Origin of the sequence: Rubripirellula reticaptiva (genome assembly GCF_007860175.1) — a bacterium.
Classification (GTDB): Bacteria; Planctomycetota; Planctomycetia; order Pirellulales; family Pirellulaceae; genus Rubripirellula; species Rubripirellula reticaptiva.
On sequence record NZ_SJPX01000004.1, the window covers coordinates 662,033 to 682,086 of the forward strand.

Genomic DNA, 20,054 nt, shown 5'->3' on the forward strand with positions numbered 1-20,054 from the left:
ACCTTGCTGGTGGTTTCGTCGGCTCTATAGCTTCGGCAGCTGTCGCTTGGGAGCCTTCTTGAGCATCCGAGCCTTGTCGTCTTTGGGGGGCGCGTTGTTATTATTGCCACCTCCACCAGCGTTCGGTTTGGGCGGTGTCAGGTCCGTGAACTCCTCTTTCCAGACCCAACCAATCGGTACCGCAAGTTCTTCGTTTGCCAACAACGCCCACGGTGTGCCGGGGTGCTGTTCGACCACATCGGTCAACAGTTCACGTGCCGTATCGGCTTCGCTTTTCCATTTACTGCCGACGGAGATCTCGTCGCTAGGTTGCAAAATCCATGTGTTGTTTTTGGCATCCTTGAACGCCATTCCTAGTTTTCCGCGGGCAAGCATCGCGTTGTAGGTTTCCGTCCGAACCTTTTGCGCCAACACGCGTCCCATCGCCAAGTCGAAGCCTGCTTTCCAACGCGGGCTGTCTTCCTGGTTTCTCATCTTCATGCCAGGTTCGAGCGTTTGAGCCATCCGCAGCAGCGGAGTTTCGAGAACCGCAGCTGCTTGCTGAGCCTTGGCCAAATCTCCGGCCAGTTGAGCCTCGCTGCGGCGGATGAAACGTGTTTCTGGACGGCTTAGTCCCGTGGTGGGGCTCATGTTGGCGGCCATCACCAAGGCCTGTCGCAGCGGACTGGCTTTGACCTTCGCGACGTAGTCGGCCTGTGAAAGATAATCTGGTCGATAGCGGGCCATGGCAACCGGATCAAAGAAGTACTTCAGGTCCGATGCGAAAGCGTCGACTTCACCACGTCGAACGGCGCGATTGACGTTTCGGTTTGGGTGGACAGTGAAGTAGATGCCGCCCGTTTCGTAACACAGCCGGGTCAGCGCGTAGGGGCCGAAGCCGCTGTCGATGACGGGTTCTTCTTCGAAGTTGCCGGTGAAGCCAACTTGGACTCGCTCGGGCAAGTACGTTTCGGGGCCCTGGTCGACTTGCGCCCACTGAGGCGATTGGTCGTACTTGGGGTCTGGGTCAACGTACTTGACCAGTGTGTGTTGGCGTCCAAACGGAGCCGGCACGCCGATCACGTAAACGGGGATGCCCCATTTGCGACAGGCGTTGATCGATGATTCAAGCAAGTTGTCGTCGTCGCCTTTTTCGTCTGTGACCACGACAAACAATACGTTTCGCTTCGCACCCGCGGCACCGACGCTGCGTCGTAACGAACGAAACTCATTGGCTGCCGACGTGATCGCCGAGAATACTTTTTCTTCACCCGAGTCGTCGACGGGAATGCGGTCGATGATGTCTTTGATTTCGTCGAGGTCGTCAGTCGATTCCTCGGTGTAAAGTTTGACTTCGCTACCAAATCCGATCACGGATGTAAGCAACGGAATGTCGTTGTCGTTGCGGCGAAACGCTTTGGCCTGACTTGCCTGAGCGATCCCAAGTTCCGTATAGATGCGATCAAAGCGGTCACGGATCTCTTTGCGTTGGCGGTGCAGCGAACCGCTTTGGTCAAACAACCAAACAATTGTTGTCGGACGTTCTTCCATCGCTTGCAGCAACTCGAACGTGATTCGGTCAACCGCACCGACAGCCCCCTCGGCTCCTTGGCCGACCTTCCCCTTTTGGTTGTCCAGTTTGTCCAAGGGAGCAACCGCTTGCGTGAACATCTCGTTTAACAAGAAATCGCCGCGGTCGGACTGTTCCAATTCGATGGGGCTTGGGATTTCAGAAATTTCGGCAAAGATCTCTGCAGACGCTTCGGCCATTTCGGTTTCTGCCAAACTGTTTGCACCGACCTTTAATTGCGGCACATCGCTGTAGGTGACCTCGTCAATGGTGTCGACTTTTTCAAGTGTTTCCGAAGGCGGTTTCGACACGATCACGACGGCTTCCTCGTCCATCTGCGAAGCGAGCGGGACCAGGGCTAGCGACAGGATGATGATCAGGTGAACCAGCATGCTGCCGATCATCGCAACGGTTTCGTTATTTTCCAACAGCGACTCGTCTTCTAACTCGTCCTCGGACCACGCATCCAAATTGGCGTCCACGAGCGTCTTGCCCTCGTCGCGGAGGTCCGGATTCTCAGCCGAGACTGGTTCGGCGGGGGCGTTCGATGCGGTTTTGGTCGTCGACAAGGAAGAATCTCCGGTGTTCCGCAGCAAATGATTTCGTGGCAACCTCGGCTTCAGCTTAGTTGTCGAGATGCGATGGGCGCTCTAGACAGTTTCGCCCAAGCCGGACAAACTTTCAACGCGAAGGTGGGACTTTCGCGGTTCATGGTAGAAATCCGCCAGCAATCGCGTTCTCAACCGTACCCCTTTGAACGCGAGGGTGTCGGCTTTGTACCCAAATCGCCTCATCGATACCCTCTTCTGGGTGGTGCTATGATCACGGCGACAGGGTCATGCCGAATGCGATGCTGGTTTTGATCGCATTTTTAAGCTTCTTAAGCGGGAGAAATCAACTTGTCCGGGCGTTTGATAGCGATTGGTGATATTCACGGTTGTCGTGTCGCACTTGAAAAATTGCTGGAAGAGATTGCACCGACGGCAGACGATATCGTCGTGACGCTGGGGGATTACGTGGACCGAGGTCCCGATTCTCGCGGCGTAATCGATGTGTTGGTGGAATTGGGGCGGCGCACGCGGTTGGTCTGCCTGCTGGGCAATCACGAAGAAATGATGCTAGCGGTGATTCGCGATGGCGAACCGCACCACAGTTGGCTCCGCTACGGAGGTGTCGAAACTCTCGATAGCTATGGTTTTGATGGCAGTCTGGACTTTCTGCCGGCCGAGCACGAGGCGTTTTTTGACTCGCTGGGAGACTATTTCGAGCATGACGGGTACTTTTTTACCCATGCAGCCTACGATCCCGATGAAGCTTTAGACCACCAAACGTCGGACATGCTGCGTTGGTATTCGTTGACCGAAGGGCTGCCCGCACCTCACCGCAGTGGCAAAACAGCCGTGGTCGGGCACACAGCGAACCGTGATGGCGAGATTTTGGATGTTGGGCATTTGATCTGCATCGATACGTATTGCTATGGCGGTGGTTGGTTGACCGCAGTCGATCTGGGGAGTCGCGAATATTGGCAGGTTTCAGAAGAAGGCATACTGCGGCCGAATCGCACAACATCGTGATTTCGGCTGCGTAACCGGCAAACTTTGCCAGAAACGCTCAATCCGCATGGTCGTCGCGGTCGATGGAATTGTTAAGGTCGCGGTGCGCTCGCCGTCGATCATGCCGATTCATTCGTTTGCCGGAATCATCACCGATGGATTTGACTAAACCCCATCTCGCGAGATCGTTGCGAACTCTGCTCGTTTGCGCTGCAGCGTTGGCGCCCGCCGCGATGCCAATGTCCTTCGCTACGGCTCAGGTTCGCGTAAAAAGTCCCGACCGCGGTGTCTACCAGCCACCGACGCTTGAGTCTGTCACGCTTGAGTCGATTGCAGTCGAGGAGATTCCGTCCAAGGAATCTGCTGATCCGAAACCTTCACAGCCTGTCGCGTCTGCCAAGGCGGTCTCGCCCAAGCCGCGTTTGCAGCAAGTCAATCACGAAGATGTGGTCCTGATTGATCCTCAGTCGGAGATCACCGACGGCACGGTCGTTGGATCGGGGCGGGTTCTCGATGCACCGACGATCATGAATCACCCACCGACCATTTATGAAGACAGCTACGAAGATGTCGGTGGATATGGCAGCTCGATCGGCCATGACTCATCCTGCGATGGTTGCAGCTCGTGCGATGGCATCGGCATGGGTGGTTGCGATGGCATGGGGTGCAACGGTTGTGGTGGATCCGGGTGCGGCAGTTGCTCCAATGCAACAATTTGTTTTCGACGTGACCATTGGTTTGGTGCATTTAGCGGTGGCGTTATGTTTCGCAGTGGCGATCGCTTGCCCGCGTTGATCACAACTGGCGCCTCGACTAACGCGGCAACGGCTGGCCGACTAGACCAAGCGACGACCTCGGTGTTGTCGGGCGCCAATACCGAGCATCGCGATGCCTCGTTTGGTGGACTCTTAAAAATTGGAACATGGCTGGACGAGTCGCAGTGTCGCAGCATGGTTTTCCGTGGGTGGGCAGTGACTGAGTCGTCGTTTGGATTTGACAGCACGCAAGACCAAAACAGCGTTCTGGCTCGCCCATTCACCAACACTTCTGTTACGCCCAACGAGCCCAGCACGATTGTGGTTGCGTTCCCCGGGGCGGCTGCCGGATCGGTCCACGTCGATGGCAGCAGCAACGTGTTTGGTGGCGATATCTCTGTCCGCCAGTTTTGGTACGGGCGATATGGCGGAACGGTCGATCTGTTGTACGGATATCAGTACATGCGATTGGACGAAGACTTGAATGTCTCAAGCACGTCGCTTTCACAGAATGGCACTTTCGGACCAGCCGGCTCGGTGATTTCGATCAGCGACTCGATCGATGCCATCAACGATTTTCATGGTGCCCAATTGGGGATCGCCAGCAACTATCGCGAAGGCTGCTGGTCGTTTCGATCGCTAGCGAAACTCGGTATGGGTGCGGTTAAACGAACTGCCCGACGTAGCGGCGTGACCATCACCGAAAACGGTGCTGACTCGTTCACCGATCCGCAAGGGTTGCTGGTTCGCGATACTAACAGCGGTACTCGTTCGAATACCACGTTTGGCGTCGTTCCCGAACTGGATCTGTCGTTGGGGTGGCATCGGTTCCCGCGGTTTGATGTCACGCTTGGTTATCACCTGATTGCGATGACCGACGCCCTGCAAGTTTCGGGGGCGTTGGATCCGAACCTTTCGTCGAATCTGTCGAGTCCCTTGGTGGGCGGCGTGAACCCGTCGGCGAGTCTTCGGTATGACACGTTTTATGTGCAAGGTATTCACCTCGGACTACATTACACGTATTAGTTAGTGTTCCTAATTCTGCTGCGTGAGACCACCTGTTGTCCGAATCGTCCAATCGTTTCTCTGATGCTCCGATTTCTCGGCTTGTCGGGTTTGATGTCCTGCCAGCCGAATCTGAAACTTCGGGTGACGTCGGCATTGCAACGGTCCAAATCATGTGTGGACCGCACCATCACAATCCGATGCAGCGAGTTCATGGTGGATTGATTGCCGCTCTTGCGGACGCCGCGATGGGAATCGCGTTCGGTCGAACACTGGTCGATCGTCAAGACTTTTCGACCATCGAGATGAAGATCAACTTCATTCGACCGGTCAAAGAAGGCATGGTCGTCGCAAAAGCCCGTGTGGTCGAGCGAGGCTTGCGAATTGGGTTTGTGGATTGCGTTCTCACAAACCAGCGGGGTAAGACGATCGCGACGGCAACATCGACATGCACGGTGATTGATTCGTAGCTATCGAAGTGCTTATTGAACTGTGGTTCAGTCTTCGTCGATGGGCATCTCGCCGGCGGCGTCCTCGTCATGCTTGTATTGGTCCAAACGTCGGTACAATGTTCGGGCACCAATTCCTAGGATCTTGGCGGCCTCTTCGCGGTTGTCGCCAGTTAGCTTTAGGGTCTCTTCAATTGCCCAACGTTCGATGACACTCAGCGGTTGTCCGACTAAGTCGTTGTCGCCCGTTACTAATGTCAGTGCCGTTTCGTTGCCGTCTGATTCGGCGGGGGCGTCAATCAGTTCAGGCGGTAAATCATCGATGTCTAACTTGCCGTCGGTATCGAGTACGACCATGGTTTCGACAAAATTGCGGAGCTGTCGAACGTTGCCTGGCCAATCATAGGCAAAGAAACGCTTTGTCACCGCGGGTGTGAAGTGTGCGGTGGCTTTGTCATGTCGCCGCAAGAACATTTTTCGAAAACTGTCCATCAGCGGGACGACGTCTTCGCGTCGCTCGCGAAGCGCCGGTAATTCGATAGTGACGACCTTCAATCGATGGTACAGGTCGCGGCGAAACGTGCCCGCTTCGATCATGTCTTCGAGCGGCCGGTTGGTGGCCGAAATCAATCGAACGTTGACCTTGATCGTTTTGTTATCGCCGACCCGTGTGATTTGGTTTTCTTCGAGCACTCGCAGCAATTTGATCTGTGTCGCCATCGGCATGTCGCCGACTTCGTCTAAGAACAAGGTACCGCCGTTGGCATATTGGAAAGCACCTTCACGATCGGAAACCGCGCCAGTGAACGATCCTTTGACGTGTCCGAACAGTTCGCTTTCGACCAGGTTCTCGGCGATCGCGCCGGTGTTCATCGCCACGATTCGTTTGGCGCGGCGAGGACTGTTTTGGTGGATTGCTTGAGCGATGACTTCTTTGCCTGTTCCGTTCTCGCCGGTGATCAGCACCGTTGCGTCGGTCGACGCGATCCGTCGGACGCGGTCAACGACATCCTGCATCTTCTTGCTGGTGTAGATGATGCCTTCGAAGCCGAACCGTTCGTCGAGTCGCTGATGCAGTTCCGTATTCTCGCGGCGCAGTAGAACAGCCTTGGCTGCTTTTTCAGCGATCGCGCGCAAACGGTTGGGGGTGATTGGCTTTTCTAGAAAGTTGAACGCGCCTTGCTGCATCGCCTCGACGGCGATAGGAACGGTCGCGTGGCCGGTCACCATCACGACCTCGCAGTCTGGCAATCGTTCTTTTGCCAGACTGAGGACTTTCATGCCGTCAACGTCATTCATCACCATATCGGTGATGACAATGTCGTATGTTTCACGCTGGATCAATTTGACCGCTTCTGGACCGCTAGTTGCAACTTCGCAAACGTATCCGACCTTTTCCAGGCTTTCGGTCATCGCCCGCGCGTGCGCGGCCTCGTTGTCGACGACCAACAACTTCAGACTAGCGGGATCAAAATCGACGTTGTGGGAATCGGATGACATGACTTGGTCAGATGCTTTTTTTCTCGCACGATCCTGTTACTGCTCCGTTCACATTGCCAAGGCGAACGAAGAGCGGTCGAAAGGATAATGATTTAGGTGGTCGCGTAACGACTTTGCAGCGATTCAACATTCATCGCACCAGCTTTCATCGCAGTCATCGCTTTGACTGCAACTTCCGCAGCCGCAATCGTCGTGATGCAGGGAACGCCCGCTTGGACAGCGGCCGCGCGAATGCGTCCTTCGTCCGTTCGGGCACCTTTGCCGCTCGGCGTGTTGAGAATCAACTGGACATCGTCGTTCTTTAGGAAGTCGATCAAGTTGGGATGACCTTCGGCGATCTTCTTGACCTGCGTCACAGCGACGCCGCCTTCTTTCAAGCGAGCCGCGGTGCCGGCGGTCGCCAACAATTCAAAGCCCAGGCCGATCAGTTCTTTACCAATCGCGATTGCAGCTTCCTTGTGACGAGCCGACAAGCTCATAAAAATCTTGCCGGACTCGGGCAGCACGCTACCGGCCGCAATCTGGCTCTTGGCAAACGCCATCGAGAAATCGCTGCTGATGCCCATGACTTCGCCGGTGCTGCGCATTTCTGGGCCAAGCACGATGTCGACGCCCGCAAATTTGCGGAACGGGAACACGCTTTCTTTGATCGAAACGTGCCGCGGAGTCGGTTCGCTGGTGATGCCGAGTTCTTTCAGGGTCATGCCGGTCATGACCTTGGTCGCGATTCCGGCGACGGGGACGCCGGTTGCTTTAGCGACAAAGGGAGCGGTGCGGCTAGCACGCGGATTGACTTCCAGAACGTAAACCTTCTGGCCGTCTTCTTCGTCTTTGATTGCGAACTGGATGTTCATCAAGCCGATGACCTTCAAGCGAGCAGCAAGCTTGGCGGTCGCTTCGCGAATCTCAGTTAGGATAGATTCGCTGAGGCTGAACGTTGGGATCGCGCAGGCCGAGTCGCCCGAGTGCACGCCTGCCTCTTCGATGTGTTCCATGATTCCCATGATGACACAGTCCGTGCCGTCCGCGATCGCATCAACGTCGACTTCGGTGGCGTCTTCCAAGAAGCGGTCGATCAGCACAGGTTGTCCGTCGGCAACGACAAAGGCCTCGGCAACATACCGTTCGAACTGCGGTTGGTCATAGCAGATTTCCATCGCCCGGCCGCCCAACACAAAGCTAGGACGAACCAGCATCGGGAACCCAATGATCTTACCTTGGCGACGCGCCTGCTCCATGTTCCTCGCGATGCCGCTTGGCGGTTGTCGCAAACCAAGTTCGTTGATCAGTTGCTGGAATAGTTCGCGGTCTTCGGCTGCATCGATCGTGTCGACGCTAGTTCCGATGATCGGAACACCCGCTTCTTGCAATCCGCGTGCTAGGTTCAATGGCGTCTGACCACCGAATTGGACGATCACGCCATCCGGTTGAATGTCGTCGCAGATGTTCAGCACATCTTCGATTGTCAGTGGTTCAAAGAACAAGATGTCCGACGTGTCATAGTCGGTACTGACCGTTTCGGGATTGCTGTTGACCATCACGCTTTCGATGCCGATCTCGCGGAGGGCATAGCTGGCGTGACAACAGCAATAATCGAACTCGATCCCTTGGCCAATTCGGTTCGGTCCACCGCCAAGAATCATGATTCGCTTTTGATCGCCCTTGGGCGGCAACTCGGTTTCAGATTCATAGCTGCTGTAGTAATACGGCGTGTAGGCTTCGAACTCGGCGGCACATGTATCGACGCTCTTGAAGACCGGGCGAATGCCCATTTCTTTGCGGTGAGCACGGACCTTCTTTTCAGTCGAACCGAAGATCTTCGCCAATTGGCGATCCGAGAAACCATTGCGTTTGGCCGATCGCATTTCATCAACCGTAATGGTTGCAAGCGATTCAATCTTGATTAGGCGAGTTTCTTCCTCGATGATTTGCGAGAGATGATCCAAGAACCAAACGTCAATGTGCGTCAGTTCGTGGATTTGTTCGATTGTCATTCCCGCCTTCATCGCGTAACGGATATAGAAGATCCGGTCGGCGTTCGGGATGCTCAGCTTGGCGGTGATTTCGTCTTCGTCGGGCTGTTCGTCGGTGCCCCACTTATCGCGGTTATCGCTACCCAAGCCGAATGCGCCGACTTCGAGTCCCCGCATTGCCTTTTGAAAGGACTCGCGAAAGTTGCGACCGATCGCCATCGTTTCGCCAACGCTCTTCATTTGCGTCATCAGCGTCGCATCGGCTTCGGGAAATTTTTCAAACGCGAATCGCGGAATCTTGGTGACGACATAATCGATTGTTGGTTCAAAACACGCTTTGGTCTTTTGCGTGATGTCGTTGGTCAATTCCCACAATCGATATCCGACCGCCAACTTGGCGGCGATCTTTGCGATGGGGAAGCCGGTTGCCTTACTCGCAAGCGCGCTAGACCGGCTGACCCGTGGATTCATCTCGATCACGATCATGCGGCCGGTATCGGGCTCGATCGCAAACTGAATGTTACTGCCACCGGTTTCGACGCCGATTTCACGAATCACGGCCAGCGATGCGTCACGCATGCGTTGGTATTCTTTGTCCGTCAACGTTTGGGCCGGGGCCACCGTGATCGAGTCGCCTGTGTGCACGCCCATGGCGTCAAAGTTTTCGATGCTGCAGATGATGACGACATTGTCATCAACGTCGCGCATCACTTCCATCTCGTATTCTTTCCAGCCGATGATCGATTCTTCGATCAAGACTTCGGTAACCGGCGATTGATCGAGCCCGTTTTGAACCAGCGAATCGAATTCGTCTTTGTTATAGGCGATCGCCGATCCCGACCCACCCATCGTAAAGCTAGGGCGAACGACGGCGGGCAAACCGACTTCTTTTAGCGCTGCGCGAGCTTCTTCAAGCGTTCCGATCGTGAAGCCTTTGCAGACATCTAGCCCGATCTTTTCCATCGCAGATTTGAACTGGTCGCGTTCTTCGGCTTTAGCGATCACGGCTGTGTTCGCGCCGATCATTTCGACGTTGTATTTTTTCAGAATTCCGTTGGCTTCCAGTTCCATCGCAGCGTTGAGTGCCGTTTGGCCGCCCAAAGTCGGCAACAATGCGTCGGGGCGTTCTTTGGCAATGATCTTTTCAATGATCTGCCAGGTCAGCGGTTCGATGTAGGTCGCGTCCGCCGTTGCCGGATCGGTCATGATCGTGGCGGGGTTGCTGTTAACCAGAACGACCCGGTAACCCTCTTCACGAAGTGCTTTGCAGGCTTGAGTGCCTGAATAGTCAAACTCGCAGGCTTGGCCGATCACGATGGGGCCGCTGCCAATGATCATGATGGTTTTGATGTCGTCGCGGGCGGGCACTGTGTCTTTCCGGCGTGAGGTGAGAGGCGTAGGTGAACATCCGTGATGTGGCGATTTTGGTCGCTGACACGCAAATTGCTAGGCAGAATAGCAAAGAAATGCCGAGGCGCAGAGGACGCCTCCGATTGCTTCGTGGCCGAATCTGCCACGAAGCTGTTTTTTGCCTGAAAAGACCGGGATCTGAATCAATCGTTAGCTAACTTCACGGAGGACGAAGTCACTAAAGAAGACCCACACGGGCTCCCTTGGGAACCGCAATCGCTGAGAATCACCTCCCGAGGGGGCGCCTAATCGATGACTAATATCGATGCCTAATCCTTGCTGGGATTTTCCGGATTCATGATCGGTGTGTCCCAGTCGGACATGTCCAGCGGTTTCACTCCGCGGCGGAATCCTTTGAAGCCGAAAGTGGTCGGGTGGTAGGGGCCGACAAAGTCCGTTTTCAGGTCCGCGCTGATCGAGTCTTCCAGACCCATCGCCCACAGGCTTCCGTTGACCATCAGACGTCGGAATCCGTCGTTGCGCAAGTCTTCCGATGCGCCGTAGGTCGTCGTGAAGACACGCCCGGTCGCTCCGTTTTCACCCGAATAGGTTCGTGTCCAAACGCCTGGGCAGGGAGTTTTATCCTTTGCCGGCGCAGCATCGGGGCTCATGCTTTCGAGCGGTTGGGCGTTCGCCAGTACCACCGAGTTTGGCATTGGATCGACCCAGTAGCCGCCAGATTCAACCCAAGGGTTCTTCACACCTCGCAGGATCGGGTGCCCTGCTTGCTCCGGTGCAATGTCTAGTCGGGTGCTCATGACGTGGTTCTTGCCGTAGTGGCTGACCCAGGTTTCACCCAAGATCTGCCGGCCGAATCCGCCCTTCATTTCTTCACCGCTGTATTTATGGTCGAACCTGGCAAATGGTGAATCTTTCGGGATCTTAAAGGCGTGCGTGCTTGTTCGCGTGCCGACGACCGGGCCACCGCGATTGAGGTAATCGACAATTGGTTGCATTTGTTCGGCGGGAAAGTTTTGGAATCGCAGGCCGAACACCAATAAGTCCGCATCCGCGATCGCGTCTGTATGTGGCATGTTGCTATTGCCTGGCTCGATGAATCCTGTTTTGGAGTCGATGTTGAACAGCACCGTGCATTTGAAACCGTGATGCTTTGCCATGATACGAGCGAGCGCTGGCAGTGCTTCTTCGCTTCGGTATTCGTGATCGCCGGCTAGAAACACAATGTGCTTGCCGACGCCGACACCTGCATCGCCCTGATAGACGAGCGGTCCGTCATTGGCCGTCGCAACTGCAAACGAAAGAGCCATCGAAAATAGAAACGCAAAAAAACGCATTTTGAAAGTCTCGGATAAAAGTAGGTGGTAAATGCTAGGCAGCAATGGTTGTCGGCCAACAATTGCCTTGGGAGTTTCGATCGCTTTAGATTTCACGTGACAAGAGACCGGATCATCGCTCCCTCATTGACGGTGGGACGTTCGAGTCGGCCTTGGTGGTTGTAGGACAACTTTAGTCGATCGAGTCCCATTAAATGCAGGATACTTGCATGAATGTCGTGGACGTGAGCGCGTTCTTCGATGGCGTACAAGCCGAGTTCGTCGGTCGCGCCAATCACTTGTCCGCCGCGCACGCCTCCGCCCGCCATCCACATCGTAAACCCCGTTGGATTGTGGTCGCGCCCATCGCCTTTCTCACTCATCGGTGTCCGTCCAAACTCACCACCCCATACGACCAACGTTTCGTCTAGCAATCCGCGACGTTTCAGATCAGTCAACAATCCGGCGATTGGCAAGTCGACTTCGCCGCAGTACCGGCCGTGATTGCCTTCGATGTTGGCGTGGGCATCCCAGCCGCTGCCGGTGCCGCTATAAAGCTGGATGAACCGGACGCCTCGTTCAACTAAGCGGCGAGCCAGTAAGCAGATTTCGCCGTAGTTTTTGGTCCGTTTATTGTCTAATCCGTAAAGCTTCTGCGTTTCGGCGGATTCGATTGACAGGTCCACCGCCTCTGGTGCAGCCGATTGCATTCGGGCGGCCAATTCGTATGATCGGATTCTGGCGTCGAGTGTCGAAACGTTTGGCAACCGCATTGCGTGCTGGGAATTGATGCGGTTGATCAGGTCCAGCTTTTGCATCTGGGTTTCGAACGTCACACCAGGTGGCCGTTTAAGGTTCGCAATCGCTTCACCGTTGGGGCCGTTGCCAACCGGCGTGCCTTGATAGGTCGCCGGCAAGAACCCCGGTCCCCAACTTCGCACGCCGTTGGTGGCCGGTTTCGGCTGGTCCGTCATCACTACGAACGCAGGCAAATCTTGGTTTTCACTGCCCAGCCCGTAGGTGATCCACGACCCCAGCGATGGGCGGCCACCCAGGATCGAGCCGGTGTTCATCAAATTGCAGCCACCGGAATGATTGATGCCTTCGCCATAGCAAGATCGGATGATCGCCAAGTCGTCCGCATGCCGGGCGACGTTCGGAAACCAGTCACTGATCTCAAGACCGCTTTCGCCATAACGCGACCATTTTCGTTTCGAAGCTAGCAGCGGCGCGCCATGTTCGCCCATCGCCGTGATCGGCGTTTTGAAACTGGACGGTAAACCTTGGCCCGCCAGCTTATTCAATAGAGGCTTGCGATCAAACGTGTCCATTTGGCTGGGGCCGCCTTCCATGAACAGAAAGATCACGCTCTTTGCGGTCTGGCGGTGGTGCAGTGTTAAAGGATGTGCCGTGTCGCTGGCCTGCGATGACAACATGCCTTGCAACGCTAACGCACCAAAGCCCGCACCAGCCGAAGCTAGGAACTGACGCCTGTTATGCGCATGTTGCACGTGTGGCACACCGAAGCTGCGGCACAGGCTCGATTCGTTCGGATTCTTCACTGTTTTACTCCACGAACAGGAATGCGTTGCTGTTTAGCAAGACGTGGCAAACGTTGACTTCGCCGTCTTCACCTGACTGAACCAGTGGCGACAGCCAATGACGAACTTCGTCATCCGGGGCGACGCCGGTCAGAATGCGGTGCGCCCGGTCGATGAACGCATCTGAACGCTGCTCAGGTGCAATCCCTTGAACGTCTTTTCGGACACGAGCCGAAAAGGACTTTGCGACTGACAAGATCCGCGGGTTGTTCATCATCATTAGCGACTGGGGAGCGGTTGTCGTCACGTCTCGCCGGGCGGTCCCGACCACGCCGGGCGGTGCATCCAAGGTCGCAAGCATTTCGTCGGACTTGTTTCGGAACCGACGCAGATATATCGACCGTCGACCTTGAGTACCCGAAGGCCCTGGGCCGCCAACTTCATCGATCAAACTGTTCATCGCGATCAACAGCGAATCCCGGTACTGTTCCGCATCGAGGCGACGAACCGGGTGATGCCAGATCAGTCGGTTGCCGGCATCAATATCCATCGCTGATTCGGCATCCGGATTAACGGCGGATTGTTTGTAAGTCTCACTGGTCACAATTTCTCGCTGGATCGATTGGATAGACCAGCCAGAGTCGATGAACCGACTAGCCAAATGATCCAGCAGTTGGGGATGCGTTGGCTGCTCGCCAAGGCTGCCAAAGTCGTTAGGGCTGCGGACGATGCCTTGTCCAAAGTGATACTGCCACAGCCGATTGACCATCACTCGCGCCGTCACGGGGTTGTCCGGCGACGTGATCCAAGCGGCGAGTGCAGATCTACGACCGCTCGATTGAGGTGATTCGGCTGGTGGCGTCGGTTCTAGATCCTGACCGCCGAACCATTGTGGGATGCCAGGTTGAAACTCGCTGCCTTGGCTGCGTCCTGGCAAACGAGTCGGTCTGGTTGGACCGGTCGCGTCGGCGACGCTGATCATGACGTCCAGCGTATACGGATTCGCACCCAACTCGCTGAGCCGGTGCAAGATTTCACCGCGTCTTTTGTATCGCTCGGGGCCTAATGCGCTTTTGACTTTTCCGTCCTGCAGTCCTTCTTCGAAGACTTGCCGAGCGACTAAGTAAGCGAGTTGATGTTCGTAGGAATTGCGTTCGGATGGTGATTTGCGGTACGCCGACAGCACGTCAGCTGGAAAACGTTCCGCGTGTGCGTCGCTCATCTTGCGGACTTCTTCACCCTCGACCGACGACAGTTCGGCTAGCAGGTCATTGACTTCATTTTCTTGTTCTGGGACCGCCGTCGGGATCGCGCGATCGACAAACACGACGGGTTCAAAAACACTCCGCAGCCGAAAGTAGTCTGACCGGGGAATCGGATCGAACTTGTGGTCGTGGCATTTTGCACACGCTAAACCCGTTGCCAAGAAAACGTCGGCCGTCACGTCGGTCATCTCGTCGACGATGTTTTGCCATTGGCCTTCGGCATCGCGTTGGTTGTATTCAAAAATCCCAAGGCGTAAAAATCCAACGGCTGCCAGCGCACGATCATCGCCAGGCGAAATTTCGTCGCCCGCGATCTGAAGCGATACGAATTCGTCGTACGGCATTTTGTCATTGAACGCGCCGGCGACGAAATCACGATACCGCCATGCTTGGGGCCGATAAGCGTCGGCTCGCCATCCATCGGATTCTGCATAGCGAACCAGATCCAGCCATAGCCGAGCCATCCGGGTGCCGTACGCTGGGTCAGCGAACATCGAATCGACCAATCGCACGTAAGCATTCGGACGACGGTCGGCGACAAATCGATCGATCGATTCTGGGGATGGCGGGACGCCGAGCAAGTCGTACGACAAGCGGCGAATCAATCGGATGCGATCGGCCGTCGGTGCACGATGAAGTCCGGCACTATGTAGACCCGCGTCGATGTAGCGATCGATGACGGTTGGAGATCGAATGCCGGGGACTGGATCGGGCAACGGGCCTGTCGCGATGGGATGCGATGCCCAGCCTTGATCAGACGCAGGATCGGTTTCATCCGAACCAGGGCCGCCGGGAATTGAGCTTGCCGTTTTCGCGATCGGCCAAAACGCACCTTGTCGAATCCAAGTCGCAAAGTCGGCTTTCTCGGCGTCACTAAGTGGCTGATCCGGTGGCATTTCAAGACCGTCATATCGGATCGCCGCCATCAATAGGCTGGAGTCAGGGTCACCCGCGATCGCCGCCGCACCGCTATCGCCGCCCACCGAAATCGAATCGTGTTGATCTAGCCGCAATCCGCCCTCTTTGGATTCGCCGCTGTGACACTCGTAACAGCGGTCGATCAAGATTGGTCGAATGCGAGACTCGAAAAAACGCATCGATTGTTCGCTCGTCTCCGCTTTGGATTCGGCGTTTGCCAAGATCGAAAACGGAAACGCACATAACACAGCGACGACCATTGCCGCGATGGATGTGGCAACAAGGACGAAACGACTGCGACGGCTTGGGGGGAGATTTTGCAAGGCGGGGATTCTCGAAGTGGGATTAGAGAACCGCCCTAGGATAGCCGATGTGGGATCGCCGAGGGGATTTTTTTCGTTGGTCGAACCCGAGCAATCCTGCTACGCAGTTTGCAATTTTCTGGCAGATCTTGCCGTCATCAGTAATTGCACCGTGTCGTAAGCTGCGTGGGCAGTGATTGGGACCAGCAGATTGCCGCTCCAAATCAACAGACCGCCGAAGTAGAACCCCATCACGGTCGCCACGACGATGTAGAGCTTCGTCAGCGGGTGAACCAAGCCGAATGCAATCGATGAACCGACCAGCCCCACCGCCATCGCCATTGGTGCCGAGATTTCGGCTGGCTGCACGGCCGTCCAGCCCCGCGATAGCCAAGGCATCAGCCAGCCGCGAAACAGCAATTCTTCGCCGATCCCTGCGCACAGGCTGATCACGATCATTTCGGACGCTCGCAATTGCAACAGCGATTGGATCACGCCATCGTCGCTTAGGCGTTCCAGCTTGCGAACAGGTTCCCACGGCAGACGCCGTAAACCGTCAATCGCCACTAGCATCGGGATGGTCGCAATCAAGCCATATCCCAAGCCGATGCCGATTGGCTGCAGCGATTCCCAATCGATTGGCCATGCCAGATCGATTTCGGGGATCGCCGCCCGAGTGTCTGGGCCCAATAGCCAACCCAATAGAATCGCAACTGCGCCTAACGCTGATTCGAAGAGTACTGCCGTAAAAAAGAAATCCTCGGGCGATTGATCGTCGGATTGAGGGTCGTCGGTTTCAAGTTCGTCCACAGACACACTATTTTTCAGTAGGAAATCGTTTGCCGCAGGCGGCCGGCAGCAGCGACGACTGTCAGCCTAGGCTGCCGCTACATTGTGTCACGTCGACACGGTCGTGTAGACCCGCCATCCCAACAGAAATGGGGCTGCTGATTCGATCACCGGTCGTAACAGCACGGTTTCCGCCGCAACATCAAACGCGTCAGTGCTGTGACGGTTTGGGACTTCAAAGGTCGTCCCGATCAGCCTAGAGTGGTGCAATGAATGATTCGTTTACACCGCCGAGCTGCGATTCGAAAATCGATGACCCACTATCCGAGGAACAGTTTCACCGGATCGCCAAAGCAATCGCTGACCCCCAGCGGTTTGCCATTCTAAGTTGCATCGCAGCGACGACAGAGATTCCCTGCAAAACGTTAGTCGCGGAATTTCCCGTGACTCAGGCCACGATCTCGCACCATCTGAAGGAACTGGTGGCGGCGAATTTGATCCATTCGCGGCGCGAGGGGCAAATGGCGATTCTGTCTTGCCGACGGGACGTTTGTGATGCCTATGCCCGCTACCTGGTGCGGCGACTGGTGACACCCGCCGATCGATCGGAACGGTAGGCCAATCTCATGAACGCACAATGTTTGATCAGTTTCGGCAGCAATCTTGGCGACCGAGACCAGCGAATCGCCGATGCGGCCGCGATTGTTTCTCAGTCGCCGCTAGTCAAAAATTTTTTGGCCAGCCGTTTGTTTGAAACGCCACCGATTGGTGGCCCGGGCGGCCAGGAACCCTTTCTGAACGCGGTCGCTGCATTCGATACCACGGCGACCGCACGCGAAGTTCTCGAACTACTGCAAGACACCGAAAATCGACTGGGACGACTGCGACGGCAACGCTGGGGTGCACGGTCGATTGACTTGGACGTCGTCTTACACGGCGAGTTGATTGGCGGGTCAAGTGCGTTGGTGGTTCCCCATCCTCGTTACACCGCGCGTCAGTTTGTGCTGCAGCCCGCCTGTGATGTCGCACCGCACTATCGAGATCCTCGTTTCGGCTGGACGATCGAGCAACTCTCTTGTCACCTCAGCAAAGGCGCAGCTTCGCTTTCGATGATCGGCGGTGAGGGAACGATTCGCGAAGATCTTTGCCAACGGCTCGAGGCCGAGCATGGCGTCAAAACGTTCACTGATCCGGAAACGGATCCGGCGAAATGTCGCGATCACGCGTCGTGGGTGTCCAGCTTTGTTCCACCGCTTCCAATGGAATCGGGCAGCGATGAATCATTGCCGATGACGCCTCGTTTGATCGTAAGGATCCAACGCATCACCCCAGCGACATGCTGGCCCGCACCGCATCAAATGTGGCCAGCTGGTGGCAGATGGCCTGAATACCGTTTGGAAGTTGACGATCAAGATTGGGCCGTCACCGAAATCGTATCGGCGCTAGCGTCGATGCGCTGTCCGATCCGTCCGGTAACCGCCGACGGATCATGGGCCGGTTCTCTCTAAACTTCGGCTTGATTCGCCGTGCACGATTTCAGTGCGGTCTGATTTCAATCGGCATTCGATAACGGACCCATCCGGGCAGCGTCGCTCGTACGATCGCCGGTTTGCCAAAGGAAACTTTGACGCGGTGCGAGTACAGGCGATTGTCCAGTTCGATGCGATGCATCTCTGCCCACGGCACGACCAGCGGTGGATGCCCAAGCCGAAACAGAAACGGCATGGCAATCTGGAGCCCGTCGTTGTTGACGCCAAAGGTCAGCGAAGAATGGTACTGGATAGGACCGAACGTGGCGGTGCGAAACCGTCCCGTTTCATCGGCTGCAAACTCACGGCAAGCATATCGTTTGGACAGCTGCGCCCAACCGCTCATTCGAGCCAACGAAAATGACACCAACAGCCACGCAATTGGAATCAACAGGAACCACATCAATCGCTTCCGATCAGCCAGGCTTCGGCTCTAGCGGCTTTCGACTTTCGAGAAAATCATCTTGCCAGCGTTGGTCTGCAGCGTGCTGGTCACTCGCACATCAAGCTCTTGTCCAATCCGATTACGCCCACCCTCGATCACGACCATTGTGCCGTCGTCCAGGTATCCGATGCCCTGTTCGGCACCTTCACCAGCCTTGATGACCTTCAAGCGGAATGTTTCGTCTGGCAAGAAAACTGGTCGAAGCGAATTGCTGATCTCATTCAAGTTGATCACGGGAACATTGTGCAGTTTGGCGACCTTGTTCAAGTTGAAGTCGCCCGTGACCACTTTGCCTTCCAGGTGCTTTGCCAACAGCACTAATTTTAAATCAACCGTTTGGCCGGCGAGTTCAGGAAGCTCGCGGTCAAAAATCATCAGGTCAACATTGTCGTCCGCGCGCATTCGGTTCAGCACATCCAACCCGCGGCGTCCACGTGTTCGACGAAGCTTGTCGCTGCTGTCGGCGATCGCCTGCAATTCGGTCAACGCAAATCGAGGCATGATTAACTGGTTGTCAAAGATTCCCGTACCAACTAAATCAGCAATCCGGCCATCGATCACCACGCTGGTGTCCAAGATCAATGGTTTGAAACCCTTCACTTCACGGACGAACTCGACATAGGGAATCAAAAAACGGAAGTCATCTTTAGTCTGAAGCAGCACACTGACGCAGATGTAGCACAGCACTAACGCCATCACCATTTGCGGAATCGCTGGCCCGATCACTGTTTGCGCAAGCAGAGGCGCGATTGCAATCGACAAGACGTAAGTCAGTAACACGCCGATTAGCAATCCAAAATAGATCGACGAGATCGTGTCGATCTTCTTTTTGGGGGCAAAAATGTCAGCGATCACGATCACGATGGCGAACGCCATTGTCCCGGCAAACACCAGCCAAGGCACCGAAGTCGACGTGTCGAGCAACTGCGTATTGATAATTGCCGATACGCCACCGGCGCATAGCAAAAACAGAAAACGAAGAATGATCAGCGCCATGAATCTCGGTGCCCGCAATGCGTGACGAAACAAAAAGCGACCGGCTACTTTCGTGCCGACGACTAAACGCCAGTGTAAATCAGTGCCGTCATGATCCCCAGGGGCGGATAACACGATCCTAGAAGCTCTTATCGCTCTAGCACGGCATAATCCGCCTAACCGGTAAACAATGCGCTTTTAGCGACCAAGAACATGCCACTAATTTAGAAGAGTCTCAGTGGTAAACACATGGAAGTGTTCTTGAGTAGCGAGCCAATAGGTAAAGCGGCTCGCGAAAAATGAAGAACCCAAAAGGAACCCCGAAGTGGGTTTCACGCCGTTGCCCGACGTCGTAGGCCCACATTTAAGGCTTTTTCGAAACCGGATTTAACCTTCCGCGACAACTGGGACGACGTCATCAATCTTGGGTTCGAATGAATCCGACGTCTGACTGCTGTCGGTCAATGTCAAAATGATGAACAAAGCCAAGAAGACGAATGACCCCAAAAACAGGATAGCATTGAACGGCTTGTCCCACAGCAAGTGCATGAAAAACAGGCCCACTAACAGTGCCTTCACGGTCGCGATTCCCATCACGATGTACAAGTCAAAGCTGCCAAAGTCAAAGCTTGCTTGGGCGACGGTCAAGATCGTTAAGCCGATCAAAATCCCGAAGACTGTCAGCAACATCGATACCGGCATCGGGTGAGCAAAGTCATAGCCTTCGCGATGTTCGCCGTGGCCGTCTTCTGCATGGGAGTGAGCTGACATCTTATTCTTTTCTAATCTAAATTCGTTGGTAATGTTTCTTCGCGTTTTGAT

At 55.3% G+C, this 20,054-nt stretch carries 16 protein-coding genes; 5 read left to right on the forward strand and 11 right to left on the reverse strand.

Annotated elements, in window-relative coordinates; translation table 11 throughout:
- Positions 1 to 24: 24 nt before the first annotated feature.
- Entirely contained in the window at positions 25 to 2,118 is a 2,094-nt protein-coding gene (locus tag Poly59_RS19575; protein WP_246151775.1) for a vWA domain-containing protein, read from the reverse strand.
- A 330-nt stretch (positions 2,119 to 2,448) separates the two neighbouring features.
- On the opposite strand from Poly59_RS19575, the gene Poly59_RS19580 reads away from it, so the two are divergent.
- The 3 genes from Poly59_RS19580 to Poly59_RS19590 all read left to right on the forward strand — a co-directional run bounded on the left by Poly59_RS19580 (position 2,449) and on the right by Poly59_RS19590 (position 5,332).
- Positions 2,449 to 3,123: a metallophosphoesterase family protein gene (locus Poly59_RS19580; protein WP_146535784.1), complete on the forward strand. Its 675-nt coding sequence runs from the start codon at positions 2,449 to 2,451 to the stop codon at positions 3,121 to 3,123.
- A gap of 212 nt (positions 3,124 to 3,335) precedes the next feature.
- Positions 3,336 to 4,883 (forward strand): BBP7 family outer membrane beta-barrel protein, encoded by a 1,548-nt coding sequence (locus Poly59_RS19585; protein ID WP_146535785.1) that lies wholly within the window; start codon positions 3,336 to 3,338, stop codon positions 4,881 to 4,883.
- A 35-nt stretch (positions 4,884 to 4,918) separates the two neighbouring features.
- Positions 4,919 to 5,332 carry a PaaI family thioesterase gene (locus tag Poly59_RS19590; protein WP_146535786.1) on the forward strand — a complete coding sequence of 138 codons (414 nt, stop codon included), beginning with the start codon at positions 4,919 to 4,921 and terminating at the stop codon, positions 5,330 to 5,332.
- 27 nt (positions 5,333 to 5,359) lie between these two features.
- On the opposite strand, the gene Poly59_RS19595 is transcribed toward Poly59_RS19590, so the two are convergent.
- From Poly59_RS19595 to Poly59_RS29695, 7 genes are all read right to left on the reverse strand, one after another.
- On the reverse strand, positions 5,360 to 6,811 hold the full coding sequence (locus Poly59_RS19595) for a sigma-54-dependent transcriptional regulator (protein ID WP_146535787.1): 1,452 nt from the start codon (positions 6,809 to 6,811) through the stop codon (positions 5,360 to 5,362).
- Between the two features lie 92 nt (positions 6,812 to 6,903).
- Positions 6,904 to 10,152, reverse strand: a complete 3,249-nt coding sequence (gene carB / locus Poly59_RS19600) for a carbamoyl-phosphate synthase large subunit (RefSeq protein ID WP_146535788.1) — start codon at positions 10,150 to 10,152, stop codon at positions 6,904 to 6,906.
- Between the two features lie 311 nt (positions 10,153 to 10,463).
- Complete coding sequence (locus Poly59_RS19605) at positions 10,464 to 11,489, reverse strand: ThuA domain-containing protein (protein ID WP_146535789.1); 1,026 nt, start codon at positions 11,487 to 11,489, stop codon at positions 10,464 to 10,466.
- Between the two features lie 92 nt (positions 11,490 to 11,581).
- Entirely contained in the window at positions 11,582 to 13,030 is a 1,449-nt protein-coding gene (locus tag Poly59_RS19610) for a DUF1501 domain-containing protein (protein ID WP_390621499.1), read from the reverse strand.
- Between the two features lie 4 nt (positions 13,031 to 13,034).
- Complete coding sequence (locus Poly59_RS19615) at positions 13,035 to 15,515, reverse strand: PSD1 and planctomycete cytochrome C domain-containing protein (protein ID WP_146535790.1); 2,481 nt, start codon at positions 15,513 to 15,515, stop codon at positions 13,035 to 13,037.
- A 99-nt stretch (positions 15,516 to 15,614) separates the two neighbouring features.
- Positions 15,615 to 16,304, reverse strand: coding sequence for a CPBP family intramembrane glutamic endopeptidase (locus tag Poly59_RS19620; protein ID WP_146535791.1), 690 nt, complete (start codon positions 16,302 to 16,304; stop codon positions 15,615 to 15,617).
- Positions 16,305 to 16,391: 87 nt separating this feature from the next.
- Complete coding sequence (locus Poly59_RS29695) at positions 16,392 to 16,553, reverse strand: hypothetical protein (protein WP_186776396.1); 162 nt, start codon at positions 16,551 to 16,553, stop codon at positions 16,392 to 16,394.
- Between Poly59_RS29695 and Poly59_RS19625 the strand changes: the two genes are divergently transcribed.
- Together Poly59_RS19625 and folK are read left to right on the forward strand one after the other, a co-directional pair.
- Positions 16,553 to 16,900 carry an ArsR/SmtB family transcription factor gene (locus tag Poly59_RS19625; protein WP_146535792.1) on the forward strand — a complete coding sequence of 116 codons (348 nt, stop codon included), beginning with the start codon at positions 16,553 to 16,555 and terminating at the stop codon, positions 16,898 to 16,900. The two genes, Poly59_RS29695 and Poly59_RS19625, sit on opposite strands and share 1 nt — an antisense overlap.
- Positions 16,901 to 16,909: 9 nt before the next feature.
- Positions 16,910 to 17,791 carry a 2-amino-4-hydroxy-6-hydroxymethyldihydropteridine diphosphokinase gene (gene folK / locus Poly59_RS19630; protein WP_146535793.1) on the forward strand — a complete coding sequence of 294 codons (882 nt, stop codon included), beginning with the start codon at positions 16,910 to 16,912 and terminating at the stop codon, positions 17,789 to 17,791.
- Between the two features lie 28 nt (positions 17,792 to 17,819).
- Here folK and Poly59_RS19635 read toward each other — a convergent pair whose 3' ends face one another.
- The 3 genes from Poly59_RS19635 to Poly59_RS19645 all read right to left on the reverse strand — a co-directional run bounded on the left by Poly59_RS19635 (position 17,820) and on the right by Poly59_RS19645 (position 20,003).
- Positions 17,820 to 18,215, reverse strand: coding sequence for a hypothetical protein (locus Poly59_RS19635; RefSeq protein ID WP_146535794.1), 396 nt, complete (start codon positions 18,213 to 18,215; stop codon positions 17,820 to 17,822).
- Between the two features lie 30 nt (positions 18,216 to 18,245).
- Positions 18,246 to 19,253 (reverse strand): PIN/TRAM domain-containing protein, encoded by a 1,008-nt coding sequence (locus Poly59_RS19640; protein ID WP_146535795.1) that lies wholly within the window; start codon positions 19,251 to 19,253, stop codon positions 18,246 to 18,248.
- 366 nt (positions 19,254 to 19,619) lie between these two features.
- Complete coding sequence (locus Poly59_RS19645) at positions 19,620 to 20,003, reverse strand: cytochrome C oxidase subunit IV family protein (RefSeq protein WP_146535796.1); 384 nt, start codon at positions 20,001 to 20,003, stop codon at positions 19,620 to 19,622.
- Between the last annotated feature and the right edge of the window lie 51 nt (positions 20,004 to 20,054).